Annotated in this window: 21 protein-coding genes; 12 read left to right on the top strand and 9 right to left on the bottom strand. The window is 72.5% G+C overall.

The annotated features are described in order from the left end of the window. Nucleotides 1-38: 38 nt before the first annotated feature. The 6 genes from MRBLML1_RS11550 to MRBLML1_RS11525 form a co-directional block, all read right to left on the bottom strand. A complete protein-coding gene (locus MRBLML1_RS11550) occupies nt 39-1,169 on the bottom strand; it encodes an alkaline phosphatase family protein (RefSeq protein WP_364515884.1) in 1,131 nt (376 codons plus the stop codon). Next, nucleotides 1,162-1,731 carry a DUF5998 family protein gene (locus tag MRBLML1_RS11545; RefSeq protein WP_414691244.1) on the bottom strand — a complete coding sequence of 190 codons (570 nt, stop codon included), beginning with the start codon at nt 1,729-1,731 and terminating at the stop codon, nt 1,162-1,164. Before MRBLML1_RS11545 ends, MRBLML1_RS11550 begins: the two co-directional genes overlap by 8 nt. Nucleotides 1,732-1,878: 147 nt before the next feature. Next, nucleotides 1,879-4,602, bottom strand: coding sequence for a GNAT family N-acetyltransferase (locus tag MRBLML1_RS11540; protein ID WP_364515880.1), 2,724 nt, complete (start codon nt 4,600-4,602; stop codon nt 1,879-1,881). Nucleotides 4,603-4,612: 10 nt separating this feature from the next. Continuing rightward, nucleotides 4,613-4,918: a type II toxin-antitoxin system RelE/ParE family toxin gene (locus MRBLML1_RS11535; RefSeq protein WP_364515877.1), complete on the bottom strand. Its 306-nt coding sequence runs from the start codon at nt 4,916-4,918 to the stop codon at nt 4,613-4,615. Beyond that, nucleotides 4,915-5,211, bottom strand: a complete 297-nt coding sequence (locus MRBLML1_RS11530; RefSeq protein ID WP_364515875.1) for a type II toxin-antitoxin system ParD family antitoxin — start codon at nt 5,209-5,211, stop codon at nt 4,915-4,917. Before MRBLML1_RS11530 ends, MRBLML1_RS11535 begins: the two co-directional genes overlap by 4 nt. 55 nt (nt 5,212-5,266) lie before the next feature. Continuing rightward, nucleotides 5,267-5,842, bottom strand: a complete 576-nt coding sequence (locus MRBLML1_RS11525; protein ID WP_364515873.1) for a dihydrofolate reductase family protein — start codon at nt 5,840-5,842, stop codon at nt 5,267-5,269. 72 nt (nt 5,843-5,914) lie between these two features. Here MRBLML1_RS11525 and MRBLML1_RS11520 point away from each other — a divergent pair, with 72 nt between their 5' ends. Genes MRBLML1_RS11520 through MRBLML1_RS11490 form a run of 7 tightly spaced genes read left to right on the top strand, consistent with a single transcriptional unit; the run spans nt 5,915 to nt 13,221 of the window. Further along, nucleotides 5,915-8,407 carry a DNA gyrase/topoisomerase IV subunit A gene (locus MRBLML1_RS11520; protein WP_364515871.1) on the top strand — a complete coding sequence of 831 codons (2,493 nt, stop codon included), beginning with the start codon at nt 5,915-5,917 and terminating at the stop codon, nt 8,405-8,407. Nucleotides 8,408-8,412: 5 nt separating this feature from the next. Beyond that, nucleotides 8,413-9,141 carry an LppX_LprAFG lipoprotein gene (locus MRBLML1_RS11515; protein ID WP_364515869.1) on the top strand — a complete coding sequence of 243 codons (729 nt, stop codon included), beginning with the start codon at nt 8,413-8,415 and terminating at the stop codon, nt 9,139-9,141. Next, a complete protein-coding gene (locus MRBLML1_RS11510) occupies nt 9,138-10,895 on the top strand; it encodes an MFS transporter (RefSeq protein WP_364515867.1) in 1,758 nt (585 codons plus the stop codon). Before MRBLML1_RS11515 ends, MRBLML1_RS11510 begins: the two co-directional genes overlap by 4 nt. Nucleotides 10,896-10,941: 46 nt before the next feature. Beyond that, nucleotides 10,942-11,535 carry a TetR/AcrR family transcriptional regulator gene (locus MRBLML1_RS11505; RefSeq protein WP_364515865.1) on the top strand — a complete coding sequence of 198 codons (594 nt, stop codon included), beginning with the start codon at nt 10,942-10,944 and terminating at the stop codon, nt 11,533-11,535. Nucleotides 11,536-11,548: 13 nt separating this feature from the next. Next, nucleotides 11,549-11,980, top strand: coding sequence for an ABA4-like family protein (locus MRBLML1_RS11500; protein WP_364515863.1), 432 nt, complete (start codon nt 11,549-11,551; stop codon nt 11,978-11,980). After that, nucleotides 11,977-12,723, top strand: a complete 747-nt coding sequence (locus MRBLML1_RS11495) for a hypothetical protein (RefSeq protein WP_364515861.1) — start codon at nt 11,977-11,979, stop codon at nt 12,721-12,723. The genes MRBLML1_RS11500 and MRBLML1_RS11495 overlap by 4 nt, the downstream gene beginning before the upstream one ends. Nucleotides 12,724-12,726: 3 nt before the next feature. Beyond that, complete coding sequence (locus MRBLML1_RS11490; RefSeq protein ID WP_364515859.1) at nt 12,727-13,221, top strand: beta-class carbonic anhydrase; 495 nt, start codon at nt 12,727-12,729, stop codon at nt 13,219-13,221. A gap of 14 nt (nt 13,222-13,235) precedes the next feature. Here the strand turns inward: MRBLML1_RS11490 and MRBLML1_RS11485 are convergent, their stop codons facing one another. The 3 genes from MRBLML1_RS11485 to MRBLML1_RS11475 form a co-directional block, all read right to left on the bottom strand. Continuing rightward, a complete protein-coding gene (locus MRBLML1_RS11485; protein WP_364515857.1) occupies nt 13,236-13,607 on the bottom strand; it encodes a hypothetical protein in 372 nt (123 codons plus the stop codon). A gap of 51 nt (nt 13,608-13,658) precedes the next feature. After that, complete coding sequence (locus tag MRBLML1_RS11480) at nt 13,659-14,843, bottom strand: hypothetical protein (protein WP_364515855.1); 1,185 nt, start codon at nt 14,841-14,843, stop codon at nt 13,659-13,661. 104 nt (nt 14,844-14,947) lie between these two features. Then, the gene (locus MRBLML1_RS11475; RefSeq protein ID WP_364517289.1) at nt 14,948-16,945 is read right to left on the bottom strand and encodes a DNA gyrase/topoisomerase IV subunit B; all 1,998 of its coding nucleotides are present in this window, start codon (nt 16,943-16,945) and stop codon (nt 14,948-14,950) included. Nucleotides 16,946-17,328: 383 nt separating this feature from the next. On the opposite strand from MRBLML1_RS11475, the gene MRBLML1_RS11470 reads away from it, so the two are divergent. The 5 genes from MRBLML1_RS11470 (at nt 17,329) to MRBLML1_RS11450 (ending at nt 21,488) form a co-directional block, all read left to right on the top strand. Then, nucleotides 17,329-17,550 (top strand): DUF7455 domain-containing protein, encoded by a 222-nt coding sequence (locus tag MRBLML1_RS11470; RefSeq protein WP_364515853.1) that lies wholly within the window; start codon nt 17,329-17,331, stop codon nt 17,548-17,550. 102 nt (nt 17,551-17,652) lie between these two features. Next, entirely contained in the window at nt 17,653-18,672 is a 1,020-nt protein-coding gene (locus tag MRBLML1_RS11465) for an ABC transporter substrate-binding protein (RefSeq protein WP_364515851.1), read from the top strand. Continuing rightward, a complete protein-coding gene (locus MRBLML1_RS11460) occupies nt 18,665-19,678 on the top strand; it encodes a FecCD family ABC transporter permease (RefSeq protein WP_364515849.1) in 1,014 nt (337 codons plus the stop codon). The genes MRBLML1_RS11465 and MRBLML1_RS11460 overlap by 8 nt, the downstream gene beginning before the upstream one ends. Next, the gene (locus tag MRBLML1_RS11455) at nt 19,675-20,709 is read left to right on the top strand and encodes a FecCD family ABC transporter permease (RefSeq protein ID WP_364515847.1); all 1,035 of its coding nucleotides are present in this window, start codon (nt 19,675-19,677) and stop codon (nt 20,707-20,709) included. Before MRBLML1_RS11460 ends, MRBLML1_RS11455 begins: the two co-directional genes overlap by 4 nt. After that, entirely contained in the window at nt 20,706-21,488 is a 783-nt protein-coding gene (locus MRBLML1_RS11450) for an ABC transporter ATP-binding protein (RefSeq protein ID WP_364515845.1), read from the top strand. The genes MRBLML1_RS11455 and MRBLML1_RS11450 overlap by 4 nt, the downstream gene beginning before the upstream one ends. Nucleotides 21,489-21,495 lie beyond the last annotated feature (7 nt).

The raw sequence follows: 21,495 nt of genomic DNA, 5'->3' as shown, positions 1-21,495 counted from the left end.
CAGTCACCTCCCCAGACGACGCCAGGGGCGCAAAAGGTTCAGTCGAGCAGGACCGGGATCAGCATCTCGTCCGGCGTCAGCGAGCCGTGCATGCCGATCAGCTGCGCCTCGTAGGGGAAGCCGTCGGTCGAGAGCACGGCGAAGTCGCCGTGGCAGGCGACCACCACGTCGCCGATGCGCGGCAGCACCGCGGGGTCGACCGTGCCGAACCAGCCGCGACCGATCGCCTCGGCGCGGGTGAGCACGTCGGCCCGTCCGTCGATGACCTCGCGCCAGGTGGCGACGACGTCCGGCACGGCGCCGCCGGTGCAGTAGAGGTGGCGGAAGCGGGCCTCGCCGCCGACGATCGCGACGCCGTCGCGCAGCGCGTCGTGGGCGGAGACGTCGAGGCGCGCGTCATCGGGTACGTCGACCATGCCGTGGTCCGCCACGACCACGAGCCGCCGGTCGGCCGGCAGCGCCTCGCGCAGCTGCTCGGCCTCGTGGTCGATCATCGCCAGCTGCTGGAGCCACTGGCTCGACGCGACGCCCCAGCGGTGGCCGGTCCAGTCGAGGTCGCCGTCGTAGACGTAGGTGAGCGTGGGCTGGCGCGGGTCCGGCCGGGAGGCCGCGACGACGGCGGCGATCCGCTCGCCGACCCGGTCCACGCCGACGTAGTCGGCACCGCGGTGTGCGGCGACGGTCAGCCCGCTGCCGTTGAACTCCCGCTTGTTGACCACCGTCACCCGCACCCCCGCCGCCTGCAGCGAGGAGAACGCCGTGGTGTGCGGCTGCCACTGGGTCGGCTCGACGTCGTGGTCCCACAGCAGGGCGTTGAGCAGGTCGCCGGTGCCGGGGATCCGGGTGGTGAAGCCGACCAGCCCGTGCGCGCCCGGCGCCAGCCCGGTGCCGAGCGAGGTCAGCGAGGTCGAGGTCGTCGAGGGGACACCGGCCGTGGCGGGCGTGGACCCCGCCAGCAACGAGGAGAGGTACGGCGCCGCGTGAGCGTGCCGCTCCAGCAGCCGCGCGCCGAGCCCGTCGATGAGGAAGACCACGTACGACTGGGCATCGGGCAGGGTGAGCCCGGTCGGCGCGGGGCCGAGCGGGCTGCCGAGGGCGTGCGCGGCGGCGGGGACGAGGTCGCCGAGCGACCGGACGCCGTACGCCGGCTCGCAGAACTCCTCAGCCACGGGTCAGCGCGGACAGGGAAGCGGCGAAGGACAGCAGCCCGCCCACCGCGTCGGTGCCGTCGGCGGCGGCCGAGACCCGGAGCGAGAAGTCGTCGGAGGAGGCGGTGCCGGTGTAGCCGTGGTCGGCCTCGCACTGGGGGTCCTCGCAGGCCGCGGGCTCGAGGTCGATCCGGCTGACGGCACCCCAGCCGATCGTGAGCACGGCCTCCGCGGGCGGGCGCGGGCCCGACGTGGGGTTGGTGACCATCCGGGTGACCACGACGTTGGCGACCGCGCTGAGGCTGACCGCCTCGGTGGAGGTCGAGGTGTACGGCTCCGGCAGCAGGTCGTCGCCCGCGTGCTCGTCGGTGTGGGCGAGGATCAGCCGCGAGGGCGTCAGCACGATGACGGTCTGGTGGCGTCGGACCTCGTCGCGCTCGAAGGTCGGCTCGTGGTGCACGTAGTAGGACACGATGGGCTCGCCGCCGCTCGCGTCGGTGACGGCGTCGGCCACGACCTCCGGGTAGTAGCCGGTGCGGTTGATCGCGGCGAGCAGGTCGGCGCGCCGGTCCCGGTCAGTCATAGGCGGCATCCTGTCACGCCGCTGACTCCGGCCGCGCGGCAGCGTGGCGGGAGCCGCGCGCCTAGCAGCTTGCTGCCGATCGCCGCGGCGAATGCGAAGCAGGCGGGGAGCGAAGCGACCGACGCCCGACACGCTCGCGCCAGACAATCAGTCCGGGATGGTGGTGATGAGGTCGGGCATCCGGCGCACCAGCGAGTCGGGGCGCGGGTCCTTGATCGCAGCCACCCGCGCGGAGGCGGTGAGCACCCGCGCGCCGTCCACCCCGGCGAGCACGAGCGACAGCTCGATGGAGCTGACCTGCGGCAGGTCGTTCTGCAGCTCGGCCACCCGGGTGATCAGCTCCTCGATGGCGGCGACGTCCACGGCCTCGGCGCCCCGGTAGCCGAACAGCAGCGGCGCGCTCTTCACCTCGCGCACCATCGCGGAGACGTCGTGCTCGCCGAGCGGCGGGATCCGGTAGGACCAGTCGCCGAGCAGCTCGATCACCGGACCGGAGATCCCGAAGGAGACGACCGGCCCGAACAACGGGTCCTCGAAGGAGCGCACGGCGATCGGTACGCCGGTCGGCGCGTTGCGCTGCACCACGAACCGCCCGGCCGCCGGCTCCACCAGCCGGCTGAGGTCGCCCCAGGCGTCCTCCATCTCCACCGGTCCGTTGATGTTGCGCCACACGTGCACCTGGTCGGGCCGCTCACGCACCGAGGCGAGCGTCGACTTGAGCACCACGTCCCAGCCGAGCCGCTCGGCGGCGGCGCTCGCCTCCTCCAGGCTCGTCACCGGGATCGTCGGCCAGAGCTCGATGCCGTAGGCCGCCAGCAGCGCGGTCACCTGGTCCTGGTCGAGCTCCACCTCGCGGTCGGCGGCGATCACGGCGGGCTCGGCGAGGATGCCCTCCACCAACCGGCGGGCGCCGCGGACGTCGACCTCGCCGGCCTCGGCGGCCGGGCCGTCGGGGGCGTGCAGCCACACGGCGTACTCCACCACCCGGGCCAGGGAGCGCACCGCCGCCTCCACCGCGGGGTACGACGGCACCGAGCCGCGTCCGGCCGAGGAGCCCGCGACGTCGGGCACCCGCAGCAGCTCGGGGATGCCCTCGGCGCCGAGGAAGGAGGAGACCAGCGGCTTGTCGGACTGCTCCCCCACGGCCGCCAGCACGTTGGCGACCTCCTCGCCGGAGACGTCGAGCGGCGGGATGTAGACGGCGATGACCGAGTCCACGTCGGGGTCGTCGATGGCGTCGTCGAGCGCGTCCTCGAAGTCCTCGGCGGTGGCGTCCGCGCCGAGCGCGACCGAGCGGTTGACGACCAGCCCGACCGCCGAGGCGGCATCGGCGGCGAGCAGGCCGAGGGCGTCGGAGTTGCCGACGATCGCGACCCGGCGCCCGCGCGGCAGCGGCTGGTGGGCGAGCAGCTGGGCGACGTCGAACATGTCGTCGAGGGTGTCCACCTGGATCACCCCGGCCTGGCGGAACATCGCGTCCACGGCGGCCTGCGGGGCGCCGATGCGGCGGACGGTGTGGCCCATCGGGACGCCTTGCGTCGTACGCCCGGACCGGACGGCGACGATCGGCTTGCGCTGCGAGACACGGCGGGCGATCCGGGAGAACTTGCGCGGGTTCCCGATCGACTCCAGGTACATCATGACGACCTCGGTCGCGTCGTCCTCCTCCCAGTACTGCAGGAGGTCGTTGCCCGAGACGTCGGCGCGGTTGCCCGCGCTGACGAAGGTGGACAGGCCCAGGCCACGGTTCTTGACCTTCTCCAGGATCGCGGAGCCGAGCGCACCGGACTGGCAGAAGAAGCCCGCGCGACCACGGGCCGGCATGACCGAGGACAGCGAGGCGTTGACCTGCACGCTCGGGTCGGTGTTGATCACGCCGAGGCAGTTGGGCCCGATCAGGCGCAGCCCGTAGGAGCGGCACAGCCCGGCCAGGTGCCGCTGGCGGCGCCGCCCCTCCTCGCCGGTCTCGGCGAAGCCCGAGGAGATGACGATCAGCCCGTGCACGCCCTTGTTGGCGCAGTCGAGCACCACGTCGGTGACCGCGTCGGCGGGCACCGCGACGATCGCCACGTCCACGTCGTCGGGGATGTCGTTGACGTTCTTGTACGCCGGCATGCCCGACACCGCGGGTGCGCTGGGGTTGACGACGTAGACCCGGCCGGTGAAGTCGGCGGTCACCAGGTTGCGCACCAGCACCTGGCCGATCGTGTCCTGCCGGCGGCTGGCGCCGATGATCGCGACCGAGCGGGGCTGGAAGAAGCGGTGGATCGACTGCGCCTCCGCGGCGTGCTCGCGGTCGCGCATCACCCCGATCGCGGTGTCCGTGGGGTCGATCGGGAACTCCAGCGTGATCACGCCGTCGTGGTAGCCGCTGGCCACCCGGTAGCCCGCGTCGCGGAAGGTCTGGATCATCCGGCTGTTGTCGGGCAGCACCTCGGCCGTGAACCGCTCCACGCCGCGCTCCCGCCCGGCCTGGGCGAGGTGCTCCAGCAGGATCTGCGCGATGCCGCGCCCCTGGTGGCCGTCCTCCACGAGGAAGGCGACCTCGGCCTCGTTGTCGCCCACCACGTCGTAGCGGCCGACGGCGATCATCTGCTGCTGCACGAGCAGGATCAGCGCCACCCGGTCCACGTGGTCGACGTGGGTGAAGCGTCGTACGTCGCGCTCGGAGAGGACCGGCATCGGGGAGAAGAACCGGTAGTACTTCGACTCGTCGGAGACCCGTGCGTAGAACTCGACGAGCAGCTCGTCGTCCTCGGGCCGGATCGGCCGGATGTGCGCCGTGCGGCCGTCGCGCAGCAGCACGTCACCCTCCCAGTGCGCGGGCGGCGCCTCGATCTCGTCGGTGGGGGTCGCGTCGCCGGCGGTCACGAGGAGAAATCTACCGGCTCAGGCGGCGTTCCCAGTCCTCGCTTCCCCCGAAGACGGCCAGGACATGGATGTCACCGCCTTCGAGCTCGAGGAAGCAGATGACCCGCCTCCTCTCGAAGGTGCGTGTCATCAGGCCCGGCAGCAGGTCGTCCCGGCGTCGTCCGACCACCGGTTCGACAGCGATCTCGTCACAGAAAGCGAGCAGCCGGTCCAGGTAGGCCCCGGCGACCGCCGGACCCGCGCGGTCGAGGACGTGCTTCTCCAGCGCCTCGAGCTGGGCGACTGCCTCGGGCGAGTAGAGGAGCCGGCGGATCACCCGCGGCGGGCGCGCCTGTCGGCGAGCCGGCCGCGCACCTCGTCAGCGGGCAGCGAGCGGCCGGGGTCGGCGGCGGTCGCCCTTGCGATCGGGATGGCCACCGTGCGCAACCACTGCTCCACCTCGGAGTCGTGCACGACCTCGTCCTCCTCGGCGAGCAGGCGCAGGCCGCTCATGACGACGGCGCCCTGGCTGGGGTACTCGCCCGAGTCGACCCGCGCCGCGAGGGCAGCGGCGACCTCCGCCGGCACCTCGATGGCGACCAGATCGGGGTCGTGGTGAGCCGCGCTCATGGGGAGATCCTACGTCGTCGCGCCCCGCCCGGACTGGTTCTCCACAGGCGACCGTCTAGCGGCGTACCCGATAGCTGAGGTGCAGCACCCGGTCCCCCTGGACCACGACGTCGGGGTCCTCCAGCAGGTGCTGGCCCGCGAGGTCGCCGAAGTAGCGCTTGCCCCGCCCGAACACCACCGGTACGACGTCCATCGCCACCACGTCGACCAGGCCGGCCGCGAGCGCCTGTCCGCCGATGTCCCCGGCGCAGATGGCGAGCACCTTCTCGCCCGCGCGCCGCTTGCCCTCCTCGACCGCCGCGGCGACGTCGTCGAAGAAGGGCACGTCCGCCTCCGGGTGCCAGCCCTCGGGCTTGGGCCGGTGCGAGACCACCAGCAGGTGCTCCCCCGCCGGCGGGGTCGCCTCCCAGCCGTTGGTGAGGTCGAAGAGGTGGCGGCCCTGGATGATCGCGCCGATCGAGGCCCACATCGGCTTCACGTACGCCGCGGAGGCGGCCGAGACCGCGAACGGGCCGTGGTCCTCGCCGTCGGTCAGCGGCCGGTCGCCGTTGAAGTACCAGTCGAAGAGGGGTCCGACCTCGTCGTCCTCGTCCGCGATGAACCCGTCCGCGGAGACCACTGCGTGCATCATCACCGTCGCCATGTCCGGACAGACCGGACCTCCTCCCCGGATTCATCGGGGGTACCCGGAAGAATGCGGCCCATGGCACGGCGTACGAAGCAAGAACCCCTTCCGGAGGACTTCGAGGAGCACATCCTCGACACCGACATCCGCGACGAGATGCAGTCGTCCTTCCTGGAGTACGCCTACTCGGTCATCTACTCCCGCGCGCTGCCCGACGCGCGCGACGGGCTGAAGCCGGTGCAGCGCCGCATCCTCTACACGATGAACGACATGAGCCTGCGGCCCGACCGGGGGCACGTGAAGTCCGCCCGCGTCGTCGGCGAGGTGATGGGTCGCCTGCACCCGCACGGTGACGGCGCGATCTACGACGCCCTGGTCCGCACGGCGCAGTCGTGGTCGCTGCGGCTGCCGTTCATCGACGGGCACGGCAACTTCGGCTCGCCCGACGACCCGCCGGCGGCGATGCGCTACACCGAGTGCCGGATGGCGCCGCCCGCGCTGGCCATGACGGACTCGATCGACGAGGACACCGTCGACTTCAAGCCCAACTACGACAGCCGGGAGTACGAGCCGACGGTGCTGCCGTCGGCGATCCCCAACCTGGTCGTCAACGGCACGACCGGCATCGCGGTCGGCATGGCGACCAACATGGCCCCGCACAACCTGGTGGAGGTCGTCCAGGCGCTGCGCCACCTGATCCAGCACCCGAAGACCGACGTCGAGGGGCTGATGCGCTTCATCCCCGGCCCGGACCTGCCCACCGGCGGCAAGATCGTCGGCCTCGACGGCATCCGCGACGCCTACGAGTCGGGCCGCGGCGTCTTCAAGATGCGCGCCACCGCCCGGGTCGAGACGATCGGGCGGCGCAAGGGCATCGTGGTGACCGAGCTCCCCTACGGCATCGGCACCGAGAAGGTGATGGAGCGGATCAAGACCCTGGTCCAGACCAAGAAGATCCAGGGCATCGCGGACATGAAGGACCTCACCGACCGCGAGCACGGCCTGCGCCTGGTCATCGAGGTCAAGAACGGCTTCGTGCCCGAGGCGCTGCTGGAGCAGCTCTACAAGCTCACGCCGATGGAGGACTCCTTCGGCATCAACAACGTCGCCCTGGTCGACGGCCAGCCGCGCACGCTCGGCCTCAAGGAGATGCTGGAGGTCTTCCTCCAGCACCGCTACGACGTCGTCCGCCGCCGCTCGCAGTTCCGCCGCAACAAGAAGGCCGCCCGCCTCCACCTCGTCGACGGCCTGCTGATCGCGCTGCTCGACATCGACGAGGTCATCCAGGTCATCCGCACCAGTGACAACTCCGCGGCCGCCAAGGAGCGGCTGATGAGCGTCTTCGACCTCTCCGAGGCGCAGGCGGAGTACATCCTGGAGATGCAGCTGCGCCGGCTCACCCGCTTCTCCCGGCTGGAGCTGGAGAAGGAGCAGGAGGAGCTGCGCAAGGAGATCGAGGAGCTCGACGCGATCCTGGGCGACGACGCGCTGCTCAAGAAGGTCGTCTCCACCGAGCTGGCCGAGGTCGCGAAGACGTTCGGCACGCCGCGTCGTACCGTCCTGCTGGAGTCGGCCGGCAGCACCGCCGTCGCCGCCGCGGCCGCCCCGCTGGAGGTCGCCGACGACCCGTGCTTCGCGCTGCTCTCCTCCTCCGGCCTGCTGGCCCGCACGACCACCGACGAGCCGGTCGGCAGCGGCGGCGGCCGGGCCAACCACGACGTGGTCGTCTCCGCGGTCCGTACGACGGCGCGCGCCGACATCGGCATCATCACCTCCGCCGGACGCCTGCTCCGGCTCGCGGTGCTGGACCTGCCGGCGATGCCGCCGTCGGCCAACGAGCCCAACCTGCAGGGCGGCCTGCCGCTCAGCGAGGTCCTGGAGCTGGCCAAGGGCGAGCGCGCGCTCGGGCTGACGACGCTCACCAGCGAGGGTCCGGGCCTCGCGCTCGGCACGAAGCAGGGTGTCGTCAAGCGGGTCAACCCCGAGGTCCTCAACAAGGACGAGTGGGAGGTGATCGGGCTCAAGGACGGCGACGAGGTCGTCGGCGCGGTCCAGCTGACCTCCGGCACCGAGGAGCTGTGCTTCGTCACCTCCGACGCCCAGCTGCTCCACTACGGCGCCGACGGGGTCCGGCCGCAGGGCCGCTCCGGCGGCGGCATGGCCGGCGTCCGGGTCGCCGACGGCGAGCGGGTGGTCTGGTTCGGGGTGCTCGACCTCAACGCGCCCGGCGGCGTCGTGCTGGTCACCGCCTCCGGCTCCTCGACCGCGCTGCCCGGCACCGAGCCCGGGTCGGTGAAGGTGACCGACTTCTGGGAGTACCCCGCCAAGGGTCGCGCCACCGGCGGCGTGCGCTGCCATCGCTTCCTCAAGGGCGAGGACACGCTGGTGTTCGCCTGGGCCGGCCCGGCGCCGGCCCGCGCGGCGGCGGCGAGCGGCGCCCCGGTCGACCTGCCCGACGCGGGCGGGCGGCGCGACGGCTCCGGCGTGCCCGCCAGTCAGCCGATCGCGGCTGCGGCGGGCCCGCTCTCCGCGGGCTCGACGTTTGCGGCCCCCACGAATGTGTCAGGGTGAGTGTCATGACGACCTCCACCCGCGTGGCCGCGGGCCTGCTCACCGGACTGTTCGCCGTCTCCGGCCTGACCGCCTGCTCGGGCGACGGCGGAGGCAAGGGCGGCGGTGACGACGTCGCCTCCTGGAGCGACGCGAGCGCCGAGGCGAAGAAGCTGCTCGACGGCACCAGCGGTGTCGAGCTCTCGATCTCGACCAAGGACGACCCGGGCGGCAACTTCCTCAAGGAGGCCACCGGCACGATCGTCGCCGACCCCGCCACCTTCGAGGGCAAGGTCAGCGGCTCGGTCTCCGGCCTGCCGGTCAACGACGTGCCGGTCATCTCCGCCGACGGCACGCTGTGGATCAACCACGCCCTGCTCGGCGGCTGGAGCGACAAGTACCAGCCCAAGGAGCTGTGCGCCCCCGACCCGGCGACCCTGCTCGACCCGGAGACCGGCGTCTCGACGGTGCTCACCTCCAGCAAGGACGTCGAGGCCGGCAAGGCCGAGCGCGGTGGTGAGGACAACAAGGAGATCTTCACGACGTACTCCGGCACGGCCACCGGGGACGCGATCCGCGCGATCCTGCCGTGCGCGGAGGGCGACGAGTTCGACGCGACCTACCGCGTGGACGACAAGGGCTACCTCCGCAGCGCCCGGCTGACCGGGGTCTTCTTCCCCGACTCCGACGCGGTGACCTACACGATCGACGTCACGAAGTACGACGTCACCAAGGACATCACCGCACCGAAATGAGCGAGATGGCCGGGGCGACCGGTCCCGACGTGCGACCGGCGGCGCGTGACCGCCTGCTGCTGACCCTCTGCGCCATCGCGGTGGCCTTCGCCGCCGTCGACACCTACGTCGTCGTGCTGGCGCTGCCGGACATGATGGCCGGCGCCGGCATCCCGGTCGACGAGCTCCAGCGGGCGGCGCCGATCGTGTCCGGCTTCCTGCTCGGGTACGTCGCGATGCTGCCCCTCATCGGGCGCATCGCCGACCTGCGGGGGCAGGTGCCGGTGCTGGCGATGTCGCTCGTGCTGTTCGCGATCGGCTCCTTCGTCACGGCGGTGTCCTACGACCTGCCCAGCATGGTCGCCGGGCGCTTCCTCCAGGGCGTCGGCGGCGGCGGGCTGGTCCCGGCCACGATGTCGCTCGTCGCGGCGCTCTACCCGGTCGAGCGCCGTGGGCTGCCGCTCGGCCTGGTCAGCGCGGTGCAGGAGTTCGGCAGCGTGCTCGGGCCGCTGTTCGGTGCGCTGGTGCTGTCGTTCACCACCTGGCGGGGGATCTTCGCGATCAACCTCGCCGGTGGGGCCGCGCTGCTGGTCGCGGTGAGCCTGCTGGCCCGCACCTCCGTCGTGCCCGCCGCGCGGGCACCGCGCGCCCGGGTGTGGCCCGCGCGCACCGTGGCACTGCTGCTCCTCGCCGCGCTCGTGGTGACCGGCCTGGTCACGTTCCTGCAGCCCTCGGACCTCCAGCGCGACCTGACCTGGGGCCAGCTCTTCATCCCCTACGTCGACGGTGGCAGCCGTTGGGTCACCCCGATCGGCGTCGCGACGATCGGGGCCTTCCTCGCCCTGCTGTTGTGGTGCTGGTTCCTACCGCGGGCGCTGGTCGACCTGCGCGGCTGGCTCGGTCACCTGGTGGCCGCGGACCTGCTGGGCGCGGTGCTGCTGGCCGCGGTGCTCGGTGGCATCGTGCTCGCCTTCGCGACCGCGGACCCGGAGGTGGCGGTGTTCTCGCCGCAGGGACCGTGGTTCCTCGCCGGCTCCGCGCTCGCGCTGGTCCTGCTGCTGCTCCACCTACGCCGGGCCGCGGACCCGATCGTGCCGCGCGGAGCGCTGCGCGCGACCCCGGCCTGGGGGGCACTGGTCGTCAGCTTCCTGGTCGGCTGGGCGCTGATCGCCGCGCTCGTCGACATCCCGCTCTTCGCCCGCACCACCACCCAGCCGGACTCGCAGCTCGGCGCGGCGCTGGTCCTGCTCCGCTTCCTGGTGGCGCTGCCGATCGGCGCGCTGGTGGGCGGCTGGCTGCTGCGCCGCGTCAACGCCGGCGTGCTGACCGCGGTGGGGATGGCCGCCGCGGGCGCGTCCTTCCTGGCCATGGCGCAGTGGGACAGGACCAGCCTCGACGGCTTCGCCTCGAACCTGCCGCTCGTGCTCGGCGGCCTCGGCTTCGGCCTCGCCCTGGCCCCGGTCAACGCGGCGATCCTGGCCTCCACCGACGACGACGCGCACGGCCTCGCCAGTGCCCTGGTCGTGGTCGCCCGGATGGTCGGCATGCTGGTCGGCATCTCGGCGCTGACGACGATCGGCCTGCGCAGGCTGTACGCCGCGCAGGAGTCCGACCCCGGCCTCGACCTGCGCGAGCTGGGCATCGTCCAGGAGCACGCGGTGTTCGTCGGTGCCGCCGTCGCGGCCTTCGCCGCGGGGGCGCTGGCCCTGGCCCTCTTCGCCCGGGCGAAGACCCGCGGCGTGGACACCGCGGAGGTGCTGCGCGCCGGCGGATGAGTTTCCAAACCTTGTTACATAACGACGTTTGGATTACCGTCGGGCCATGGCGCGTCCCCGCACCCACACCCTCGAGCTCCGCGCGGAGATCATGGCCTGTGCCCTCGCCACGGTCGCCGAGCACGGGATCGCGGCCCTGGCCCTGCGCGACGTCGCCGAGCGCGCCGGCACCTCGACGGCGGCGGTCTACTCGCTCTTCGGCAACAAGGAGGCGCTGCACCAGGCGGTGCTGATCAGCGCCTTCACCGCCTTCGCCGACGCGCAGGCCACCGACCCGCCGACCGACGACCCGGTCACCGACATCGCCGGCCTGGGCCTGCGCTACGTCGGCTGGGCCACCGAGCACCCCCGGCTCTACGAGGCGATGTTCACCGACGCCGCAGCCGGGCTGACCCGGTCCCCCGAGCTCGACACCGCGCGGCTGCGCGCGATCGAGCGGATCACCGACGCCGTACGACGCGCGCTGGACGCCGGGCGCTTCCGCCCCGCGCCGGTGGACACCGTCGTCACCTCGCTGTGGGCGCAGGTCCACGGCCTGTCCGTGCTCACCATCGCCGGCCAGATCCCCGAGGAGGTCGACGTGATGAGTGCTGCGTGGGCCGTCATCGAGGGCTGGCTCGCACCCGCCTCCCCCGCCTGAGAAGGAGCCCACCATGCCCGAGCCCACCGACCTCGGCCCCACCCGCCGCCGCCTGTTCTCCGGCCTCAACGCCAGCGTCGTCCCGGTCTGGGCGGCGATGATCCTCGCCCCCCGCTCCCGGCTGACCCGGCGTCTGGTCCGCCGGGCCGTGCCCGTGCACGCCGGCCTGTCCGTCGCCTACACCGGCCTGCTCGGCAGCGGCATCGTCCGCAACCGCGCACCCCTGGACTTCCGTGACCCCGACGTGCTGCGCCAGCAGCTCGGCCAGGGCGACGTCTTCCTCGCCGCCTGGTCGCACTACCTCACCTTCGACCTGCTCGTCGGGCAGTGGATCTGGCAGGACGCCCTCGACCGCGGCCGGACCGCGCGAGTGGCGCTGCTGCTGACCTTCGTCGCCGGCCCGCTCGGGCACGGCGTCTACCTCGCCCAGCGGCGACTCTCGTGACCCTCTCGCTGCACCTGGTCGAGCACCGGGTGCGCGAGCTGCCGGCGTTCTGGCGGCACCGCCCGCGGCTGGCGGCGGAGATCGAGCGGGTCCCCGGCGTCGCGCACGCACGTCTCGGCGCGGACATCGCCCTGACGGCTCGCACCGGCGGGCGGCCCCGCGTCCGTCGTACGGCGCTGCTGGTGGCCTGGCACGACCGCGCCGCCCGCGACGCCTGCCTCGGCGCGGGCTGGCCGGCGGCCTACGTCGGCGACGCGCGGGAGTCGTGGTCGCTCGCCCTGGACGCGGCGACCGTCGTGCGCGGCGCCTGGCGCGGCTGGCAGCCCGACACCTCGGGCGTCGAGCGGCTCCGTCCCGAGGAGCCCGTCGTCGTGGTCACCTACGCCGCCGCCCCGCCGCGCGGCGTGCCCGCCTTCTTCCGCGGCAACCGCGAGGTCTGCCGCGCGCTCGACGCGAACGCCGCGGAGACCTTCCGACTCGGCTTCCTCGACGGCCGGCTGGGCTTCGGCACGGTCACGATGTGGCGCTCGCAGAAGGCGATGACCCAATTCACCTACCGGGGTCCGGTCCACGAGCCGGCCCGACGGCGCGTCGAGGAGAAGGTCGAGCTGCGTGACCACTTCTTCGCCCGCTTCCGCCCCGTCGCGTCGTACGGCACCTGGCACGGCGGGGACCCGCTCGCCGACCTGCGCCGGGAGGTGGACACCGCGACCGACGGCTCCGGCGCGGCCACTAATCTGTAGGCCATGGGTGACTTCGACGACCTGCTCCAGGCCAACCGTGACTACGCCGCCGATTTCGGCCAGGGCGGCTTCGACGGCATCGCCCGCGCCGGCATCGGCCTGGTCACCTGCATGGACTCGCGGATCGACCCGCTCGGCCTGACCGGGCTGAAGGCGGGCGACGCGAAGATCCTGCGCAATCCCGGCGGACGGGTCGACGACCTCACCCTCGACGCCCTCGTGATCTCGGTCCACATGCTCAACGTCGACCGGATCATGATCATCCCGCACACCCGCTGCGCCGTCGCGAGCAACAGCGAGGCCGCGCTGCGCGAGCGCCTCGACAGCGCCACCGGCCAGGACACCTCCTGGCTGACCCTGCCCGTCACCGACGGCCAGGCGGCAGCGCTCGTCGGCGACGTCCAGCGCGTGCGGGCGCACCCGCTCATCCCCGACAGCGTCCGGGTCGGCGGCTTCATCTACGACGTCGACACGGGCCTGCTCTCCCAGGAGGTCTGAGGCCAGCGCGGGCGTCAGACCCAGCGCTCGCGCAGCACCTTGTCCACCAGCGCCCCCGACAGCTCGTCGAGGCGCTGGCCCAGGGTGGGCAGGTCGCCGATCCCGGTGACGAGGTCGAGCAGGTGGGTGGTGTCCGCGACCACGTCGCGCAGCGGGACGTCGAACAGCAGCGGGCAGTCCACCGCGCCCCCGTCCGGCTCCGGCGAGACCTCCGGCGCCCAGCAGCCGACCTCCAGCAACAGGTGCGCGTGACGGCCCACGCCCTCGGCCCGCGGGTCGACGTACCAGAACAGGTCGCCGACCGGGATCCGCAGGTGCCCCCGTCGTGCCTTCGCCCCCCGTGCCTTGAGCAGCTTGACCACTGCCGCGCGGCTCTCGTTCACCACGGGGACAGCATCATGCCTGCGGAGGTCCCTGTCGACCTCACACGCCCGGTCTCACCCGGCGAACAACCGGGCGACGAAGGGCACGGAGTCCTGGAGCGCGGCCGTCATCGTGCCGCGGTGGTCGGTGGGATAGGTCCGGAACGTGACCGGTTGCCCGGTGAGCGTGAGCGTGGCGACGTACGCCGCGGTAGCGGGGACCGGGACGTCCACGTCCAGCAGGCCGTGACCGAGGAAGAGCGGCCGGTCGAAGCCGGTGACCGGCATGCCGAGGTAGTCCACGACGGTCGCCGCGAACCCGGGGACCGCCACGAGCGGCCGGGTCAGCCACTCCCCGATGCCGTGCCCGTGCACCGCGGCAGCGAGGTCGTCGAGGCACAGCGTGCGTGCCTTCGCGAGCGCGTCGCGTCCACGCGCGGTGAGGAAGGTGTCGAGCCGGAGCGCGGGCCGGGCGGTGTCGAGACTGGCCAGGAGGTAGGCGAGGTACGCCGTCATCTTGTCCGGCAGGACCGGCACCGGCGGCAGCCCCGGCCCGAACGCGAGCAGCAGCCGGTCGATGTACGCCGGGGTGCCGGTCCCGACCGCGCCGAGGTACGACAGCGTCGGGCCACCGAGCGCGGTCGCCTGTCGGGCGGTCGCGATCGCCGCACCGGCTCCCTGCGACTGGCCCAGGGCGACCCACCGGTTCGACAGCCGCTGCCCCGGCGGCAGCCCGGCCCCGAAGGCGTGCCCAGCGCGGACCATGTCGACGACGTTGTGCGCCGCCGCCTCGGCGTCGAGGTAGGCGTGCGGTCCGGGGGTGCCGAGCCCGGCGTAGTCGCTGGCCACCACGGCGTAGCCCTGCTCCATCCAGGTGCGCAGGTAGGCCCGGCTGGTCGGGGTGAACATGGCCGGGGACGCCGAGGGGGCGCACGTGTCGGCGAGGCCGGTCGTGCCGTGCGCCCACGCCAGGACCGGCCAGCCACCGGCGGGGACCGTGCCCTGCGGGACGAAGACGGCGCCGGTCGAGGTCGCCGGCCGGCCGAAGGTGTCGGTGGTGACGTAGGTCAGCCGATAGGCCGCGGCAGTGACGCCCGGCACCCACGACGCCTCCGGCAGGGACTCCACGCGGACCACGTCGCCGGCGGCGGGCAGGTGGTCCGGCGCCTCCGCGTGGGCGCCGCCCCCGGCGAGTCCCGCCAGGAGGCCCACGGCGATCAGCAACGGCAGGAGGACGCGTCGACGCCCGAGAGAGCTCACGCCGGCATCATGGACCGCCGGAGACGCCACGTGGCGTCATGCTGCGCGAATTGACGCGTCCCGCCACACGGCCGGGCACCACGGCCTCCGCCGGGCGGCGGCCGTCATGCGTCGAGCGTCTCCATGTCGACCTCGTAGGCGCCCTGGATGATGAACTCCTTGCGCGGCGCGACGTCGCTGCCCATCAGCAGCTCGAAGATCCCCGCGGCCATCTCCAGCTCGTCGACCGTCAGCCGCCGCAAGGTACGACGGCGCGGGTCCATCGTGGTCTCGGCCAGCTGGTCGGCGTCCATCTCGCCGAGCCCCTTGTAGCGCTGGACCGGGTCCTTCCACTTCACGTTCTTCTTCTTCAGCTCGGCGAGCTTGCGCTGCAGCTCGTCGTCGGAATAGGTGTAGACGTACTTCTCCTGGCCCTTCTTGGGGTTGGAGATCTCGATCCGGTGCAGCGGCGGCACGGCGGAGAAGACCCGGCCGGCCTTGACCAGCTCGGGCATGTACTTGAAGAAGAGGGTGGCCAGGAGCGTGCGGATGTGGGCGCCGTCGGAGTCGGCGTCGGCCATGAAGATGATCCGGCCGTAGCGCCGCGCGTCGAGGTCGAAGGTGCGCCCGGAGCCGGCGCCGACGACCTGGATGATCGAGGCGCACTCGGCGTTCTTGAGCATGTCGCCGACCGAGGCCTTCTGCACGTTCAGGATCTTGCCGCGGATCGGCAGCAGCGCCTGGAACTCGGCGTTGCGCGCGAGCTTGGCGGTGCCGAGCGCGGAGTCACCCTCGACGATGAACAGCTCGGTGCGCTCGTTGTCGGAGGCGCGGCAGTCGGCGAGCTTGGCGGGCAGCGAGGAGGACTCCAGCGCGTTCTTCCGGCGCTGGGTCTCCTTGTGCTGGCGTGCGGCGATCCGGGTCTTGGACGCGCCCACGACCTTCTCCATGAGGAGCTTGGCCTGCGCCTTCTCGGCCCGCTTGGTGGAGGTGAGGAACTCCTTGAGCTCGGCCGCCACCACCTTCCGTACGACGGTGCGGGCCGCCGGGGTGCCGAGGATCTCCTTGGTCTGCCCCTCGAACTGCGGCTCGGCGAGGCGCACCGTCACGACCGCGGTCATCCCCTCGAGGATGTCGTCCTTGATGACGTCGTCGTCGTTGACCTTGAGCGCCTTGGTGGCCCGCATGGCGTCGTTGAAGGTCTTGGTCAGCGCGCTCTCGAAGCCGGAGACGTGGGTGCCGCCCTTGGGGGTGGCGATCACGTTGACGAACGAGCGCAGCTCGGTGTCGTACGTCGTGCCCCACCGGACCGCGACGTCCACGGTGAGCTCACGCTCGACGTCCTGCGGGGTCATGTGCCCCTTGTCGTCGAGCAGCGGGACGGTCTCGGTGAAGGTGTCGCTGCCCTGGAGGCGGAGCACCTCGGTGACCGGGTCACCGGTGGCGAGGAAGTCGCAGAACTCGCCGATGCCGCCGTCGTGGCGGAAGCGCTCCTCGGTCCACTCGGCCTTGTCCGCGGCGCGCTGGTCGCGGATGACCAGCTCGAGGCCGGGGACGATGAAGGAGGTCTGCCGGGCGCGGCCGATCAGCCCGTCGAGGACGAAGCCGGCGTCCTTGGTGAAGATCTGGCGGTCCGGCCAGAACCGGATCCGGGTGCCGCTCCTGCCCTTGGCCACGCGGCCGCCCTTGCGGCTCAGCCCCGACCCGGGCGTGAACGACGCGCCGGGTCCCTCGCCGTCGAAGACCCCGGGGACACCGCGCTGGAAGCTGATGCCCTGGGTGGCCGGTGAGCGGTCCACGTCGATGTCCATCCGCGACGAGAGCGCGTTGACGACCGACAGTCCGACGCCGTGGAGGCCACCGGTGGCGACGTACGAGCCGCCGCCGAACTTGCCGCCGGCGTGCAGCTTGGTCGCGACCACCTCGACGCCGGTGAGCCCGGTCTTGGGCTCCTTGTCGATCGGGATGCCGCGGCCGTCGTCGTGGACCTCGACCGAGCCGTCGGCGTGCAGGACGACGTCGACGGTCTTGGCGAAGCCGCCGAGCGCCTCGTCGACGCCGTTGTCGATGATCTCCCACAGGCAGTGCATCAGCCCCCGGGTGTCGGTGGAGCCGATGTACATCCCGGGACGCTTCCGCACGGCGTCGAGGCCCTCGAGGACCAGGAGGTGGGCTGCGTTGTAGGTGTTGTCGGCGATGACCGGCTCCTTTTCGGGACGGGTGGTACTGGAGTGCTGCAGGGTCCGAATCTACCGGCGACACGCCGCGCACCGGTGCAGGCGCACGGCGGAGGGCGGAGGGACGATGAGCGGCACCAGCAGCCGGATGATCACATCCGGGTTTCGGGTACTGGAAAATCGAGAAACCTACCGGGACGAGGTGATGGGATGAACGCAGCAAGGACGTGCCGTGGACCACAACCCGACGGGAATCTTTGCGCAAGTCGCTACGTTGATCCCCACGTCACCCGATAAGGGTTGACGTACGAGCGAAAGAGAGGCCCGAGATGACGACTGCTGTTGCTCCCAGCGCGCCGCTGACCGCGGAGGACCGCTGTGACCGTTGTGGCGCCCAGGCCTACCTCCGTGTCGAGCTCGCCACGGGCGGAGAGCTTCTCTTCTGTGCGCACCACGCACGCGAGCACGGCGACAAGCTGCGCGAGATCGCGTCCGCCGTGCACGACGAGACCCACAAGCTGACCGACAAGCCGGTGCCCGCCGCCGACTGACGTCGCGCAGACCGCAGCGCGAGGCCCCGAGGAGACTCGGGGCCTCGCGGCGTTTTCGGACGCCCCGGGAGTCGTACGACCGAGTTAGGTTAGCCTTTCCTCATGATTCGTCGCCTGGCCCTCGTCGCGGCCACCAGCCTGACCCTCGCGCTCTCCGCCTGCGCCTCCGACGTCGACGACAGCGCCGGCGACCGGCCCGGCTCGGACGCGTCCGGCGCGCCCGCCGGGCCCTGGTCCTTCACCGACGGCTCCGGTGAGGTCGTGAAGCTCGACAAGACCCCGACCCGGATCATCGCGCACGCCGCGGAGGCCGCGGCGCTGATGTCCTACGGCATCACACCGGTCGGCATCTACGGCGACGAGTCGGTCAAGACCGACCCCAACCTGCAGGGCCTGGACCTCAGCGGGATCACCATCCTCGGCGAGGAGTGGGGCGCGATCGACGTCGCGAAGGCCTCCACCCTCTCCCCCGACCTGATCGTCGCCGACTGGTGGCCGGCCGAGAAGGCGCACTCCGGCTTCGAGGACGGCGTGAAGGCCAAGAGCAAGAAGCTCGCCGACCTCGCTCCGGTGGTCGGCGCCTCCCAGGGCGACTCGATCCTCGACCTCGCCGAGGGATACGAGAAGCTCGCGAAGAGCCTCGGCGCGGACGTCGAGAGCTCCCAGGGCGCGAAGGACAAGGCGGCCTTCGAGAAGGCCCGCGACGCCTTCGTCGCGGCGATGAAGGAGAAGGACTTCACCGCCCTGGCGGTCTCCCCCGCCAGCGACCTGCTCTACGTCGCCAACCCGGAGTTCGCTCCCGAGCTGCAGGACTTCGACCGCTGGGGCCTCGACATCATCGAGCCGGACTCCCCCGACAAGGGCTTCCCGTACTGGGAGAACCTGAGCTGGGAGAACGCCGACAAGTACCAGCCCGACGTGCTGATGTTCGACAACCGCAGCATGGCCGCCGACCGCAAGACGGTGAAGTCGCAGCCCACCTGGACCTCGATCCGTGCCGCGAAGGCCGGGCAGATCGTGGAGTGGCCCGGCTTCTGGCTGCACACCTACGGCCACTTCGCGACCGCGCTCGACAAGCTGCGCGGCGAGCTGTCCGGCCTCGACGACTCCATCGGTGACTGAGCGGCGGCGCCGCGGTGGACGCGCGGGAGGACTGGTCGGCCTCCTCGTCCTGCTCCTGGCGCTGGTGTTCCTCAGCATCACCCAGGGCTCGCGCGAGATCGGCCTGGCCGACGTGCTCGACGCACTGGGCCACCTCGCCGCGGTCACGACCGACGACACCGTCACCGTCCGGCTGCGGGTGCCGCGCACGATCCTCGGCGTCCTGGTCGGCGCGGCGCTCGGCGTCTCCGGGGCGATCCTGCAGGGGCTGACCCGCAACCCGCTCGCCGATCCGTCGATCATGGGCATCGAGGCCGGCGCCGCGCTCGCCGTCGTCCTCGGCATCACCGTCCTCGGCATCACCGGGATCGGGCCGCACGTCGTGCTCGCCTTCGTCGGCGCGCTCGCCGCCACCGCCCTGGTGTACGGCGTGGGCTCGCTCGGCCGCGACGGCGCGACCCCGGTGAAGATGGCCCTCGCCGGTGCCGCGATCACCGCCGGGCTGGGCGCGATCACGATCGGGCTGCTGCTCACCGACATCCGGGCGCAGGACGAGTTCCGGTTCTGGCAGGTCGGCTCGCTGGCCGGGCGGTACGCCCCCGTCGTGACCGGGGTCGCCCCGGTCATCGTGCTCGGCCTGGTGCTCGGCCTGCTCTGCGGACGCCCGCTGAACGCGCTGGCGCTCGGCGACGACGCCGCCCGGGGCCTCGGCATCCGGCTCACCCGCACCCGGGTCGGGCTGTTCGCCGTGGTCGCCGTGCTCTGCGGCGCGGCGACCGCCGCCTGCGGGCCGATCGTCTTCGTCGGGCTGGTCGTGCCGCACGTGGCCCGTGCGATCTGCGGGCCCGACTACCGGTGGATCCTGCCCTACTCGCTGCTGCTCGGGCCGGTGCTGCTGCTGGTCGCCGACGTGCTCGGCCGGGTCGTCGGCGGCTCGGGCGAGCTCCAGGTCGGGGTGGTCCTCGGCGTGCTCGGCGCGCCGTTCTTCATCGGGCTGGTCCGCTACTCCCGGCTGGCGGAGCTGTGAGCACCGCGGTCGGGGCGCTGCGGCAGGTCCGCCGGCGACGGGCGCGGCGGGCGGTCGTCGTACCGCTCGTGCTGCTGGCGGTGGCCCTCCTGCTCGGCCTGCTCGCGCTCTGCTTCGGCTCGGTCCGCCTGAGCATCGACCAGGTGCTCGGCTCGCTGCTCGGCACCCGCGAGAGCACCTCGGTCGACTTCATCGTCCAGGACCTGCTGCTCCCCCAGGTGCGCGCCGCGATCGGGGTCGGCATCGCGCTCGGCGCGGCCGGCACGATCTTCCAGCAGCTGCTGCGCAACCCGCTCGCCTCACCGGACTTCGTCGGCATCTCCGCGGGCGCCAGCGTCTTCGCCGTCGCCGGGATCGCCGTGCCGGCCCTCGCCGGGCTGAGCATCCCGGTGCTGGCACTGGCCGGGGCCCTGCTGTTCGCCGCGGCGATGTACCTGCTCGCCTGGCGCGACGGGATCACCGGCTACCGCTTCATCCTGATCGGGATCGGGATGTCCGCCTTCGCGGCCGGCATCACCGGCTACCTGCTCACCCGCACCTCGCTCACCGAGGCGCGCGAGGCCCTGCACTGGCTGACCGGATCGATCGGCCAGGCCGGCGACGCCGAGAACGACGTGCTGCTGTGGAGCCTGCTCGCGCTCTCCCCGCTCGTCCCGGTGCTCCAGCGGATGCTGCGGACCCTCGAGCTCGGCGACGAGACCGCTCGCGGCCTCGGAGCCCGCCTGGAGCCGAGCCGGCTGCTGCTGATCGGCGTGGCCGTGCTGCTCACGGCGCTCGCCACCGCCGTCGCGGGACCGATCGCGTTCGTCGCGCTCGTCGCCGGGCCGGTCGCCGACCGGCTGCTCGGCCCGGCGCGCGGCAGCATCCTCGCCGCGGGCGCCGTGGGCGCCATCCTGTGCCTGCTCGCCGACTACGTCGCGGTCAACGTCCTGCCCGTCGAGATGCCCACGGGCGTCGTCACCGGTGCCGTCGGGGCGCCGTACCTGCTGTGGCTGATCGCCACCACCAACCGGAGAGGGCTCGGCGGATGAGCACACGACTGGCGGCACGCTCCCTCACCCTCGGCTACGACGGCCGGACGGTCGTCGAGCACCTCGACCTCGACGTGCTGGACGGCCGGGTGACCGCGATCGTCGGTGCCAACGCCTGTGGCAAGTCGACCCTGCTGCGCGGGCTGGCCCGGTTGCTGCGCCCGAGCGCCGGGGAGGTGCTGCTCGACGGCACCCCGATCCTCGACCAGGGCACCCGCGAGGTGGCCCGGGTGCTCGGGCTGCTGCCGCAGACCCCGGTGGCCCCGGACGGGATCACCGTCGCCGACCTGGTCTCCCGCGGCCGGCACCCGCACCAGGGCTGGTTCCGGCACTGGTCGGCCACCGACGAGGCCGCCGTGGCCGCCGCCCTGGAGGCCACCGACACCGCCGAGCTCGTCGACCGCCCGCTGCACGCGCTGTCGGGCGGGCAGCGGCAGCGGGTGTGGATCGCGATGGCGCTGGCCCAGGAGACCGACCTGCTGCTGCTGGACGAGCCCACGACGTACCTCGACATCAGCCACCAGGTGGACCTGCTCCGGCTGCTGCGCTCGCTGAACCGCAGCACGGGGCGCACCGTCGTCACCGTGCTGCACGACCTCAACCTGGCCTGCCGCTACAGCGACCACCTCGTGGTGATGGCCGCGGGCAGCATCCTCGCCGAGGGCGAGCCCGCCGAGGTGGTGACCGCGGAGCTGGTCGAGAAGGCGTTCGGGCTGCCCTGCGTCGTCGTACCGGACCCGGTGGCGGGGACCCCGCTGATCGTGCCCGCCGCCGACTGAGCGCGAC

This window comes from Nocardioides sp. LML1-1-1.1 (assembly GCF_040676175.1).
Lineage (GTDB): Bacteria > Actinomycetota > Actinomycetes > Propionibacteriales > Nocardioidaceae > Nocardioides.
The sequence above is the reverse complement of the archived record's forward strand: the minus strand, read 5'-3'. Positions and strand labels throughout refer to the sequence as shown.

Coding starts and splice junctions, on each gene's coding strand:
- MRBLML1_RS11545 (WP_414691244.1), bottom strand. CDS start 1,731: ATGACTGACCGGGACCGGCGCGCCGACCTGCTCGCCGCGATCAACCGC.
- MRBLML1_RS11530 (WP_364515875.1), bottom strand. CDS start 5,211: ATGAGCGCGGCTCACCACGACCCCGATCTGGTCGCCATCGAGGTGCCG.
- MRBLML1_RS11525 (WP_364515873.1), bottom strand. CDS start 5,842: ATGATGCACGCAGTGGTCTCCGCGGACGGGTTCATCGCGGACGAGGAC.
- MRBLML1_RS11520 (WP_364515871.1), top strand. CDS start 5,915: ATGGCACGGCGTACGAAGCAAGAACCCCTTCCGGAGGACTTCGAGGAG.
- MRBLML1_RS11515 (WP_364515869.1), top strand. CDS start 8,413: ATGACGACCTCCACCCGCGTGGCCGCGGGCCTGCTCACCGGACTGTTC.
- MRBLML1_RS11510 (WP_364515867.1), top strand. CDS start 9,138: ATGAGCGAGATGGCCGGGGCGACCGGTCCCGACGTGCGACCGGCGGCG.
- MRBLML1_RS11505 (WP_364515865.1), top strand. CDS start 10,942: ATGGCGCGTCCCCGCACCCACACCCTCGAGCTCCGCGCGGAGATCATG.
- MRBLML1_RS11500 (WP_364515863.1), top strand. CDS start 11,549: ATGCCCGAGCCCACCGACCTCGGCCCCACCCGCCGCCGCCTGTTCTCC.
- MRBLML1_RS11490 (WP_364515859.1), top strand. CDS start 12,727: ATGGGTGACTTCGACGACCTGCTCCAGGCCAACCGTGACTACGCCGCC.
- MRBLML1_RS11475 (WP_364517289.1), bottom strand. CDS start 16,945: ATGTACATCGGCTCCACCGACACCCGGGGGCTGATGCACTGCCTGTGG.
- MRBLML1_RS11470 (WP_364515853.1), top strand. CDS start 17,329: ATGACGACTGCTGTTGCTCCCAGCGCGCCGCTGACCGCGGAGGACCGC.
- MRBLML1_RS11465 (WP_364515851.1), top strand. CDS start 17,653: ATGATTCGTCGCCTGGCCCTCGTCGCGGCCACCAGCCTGACCCTCGCG.
- MRBLML1_RS11450 (WP_364515845.1), top strand. CDS start 20,706: ATGAGCACACGACTGGCGGCACGCTCCCTCACCCTCGGCTACGACGGC.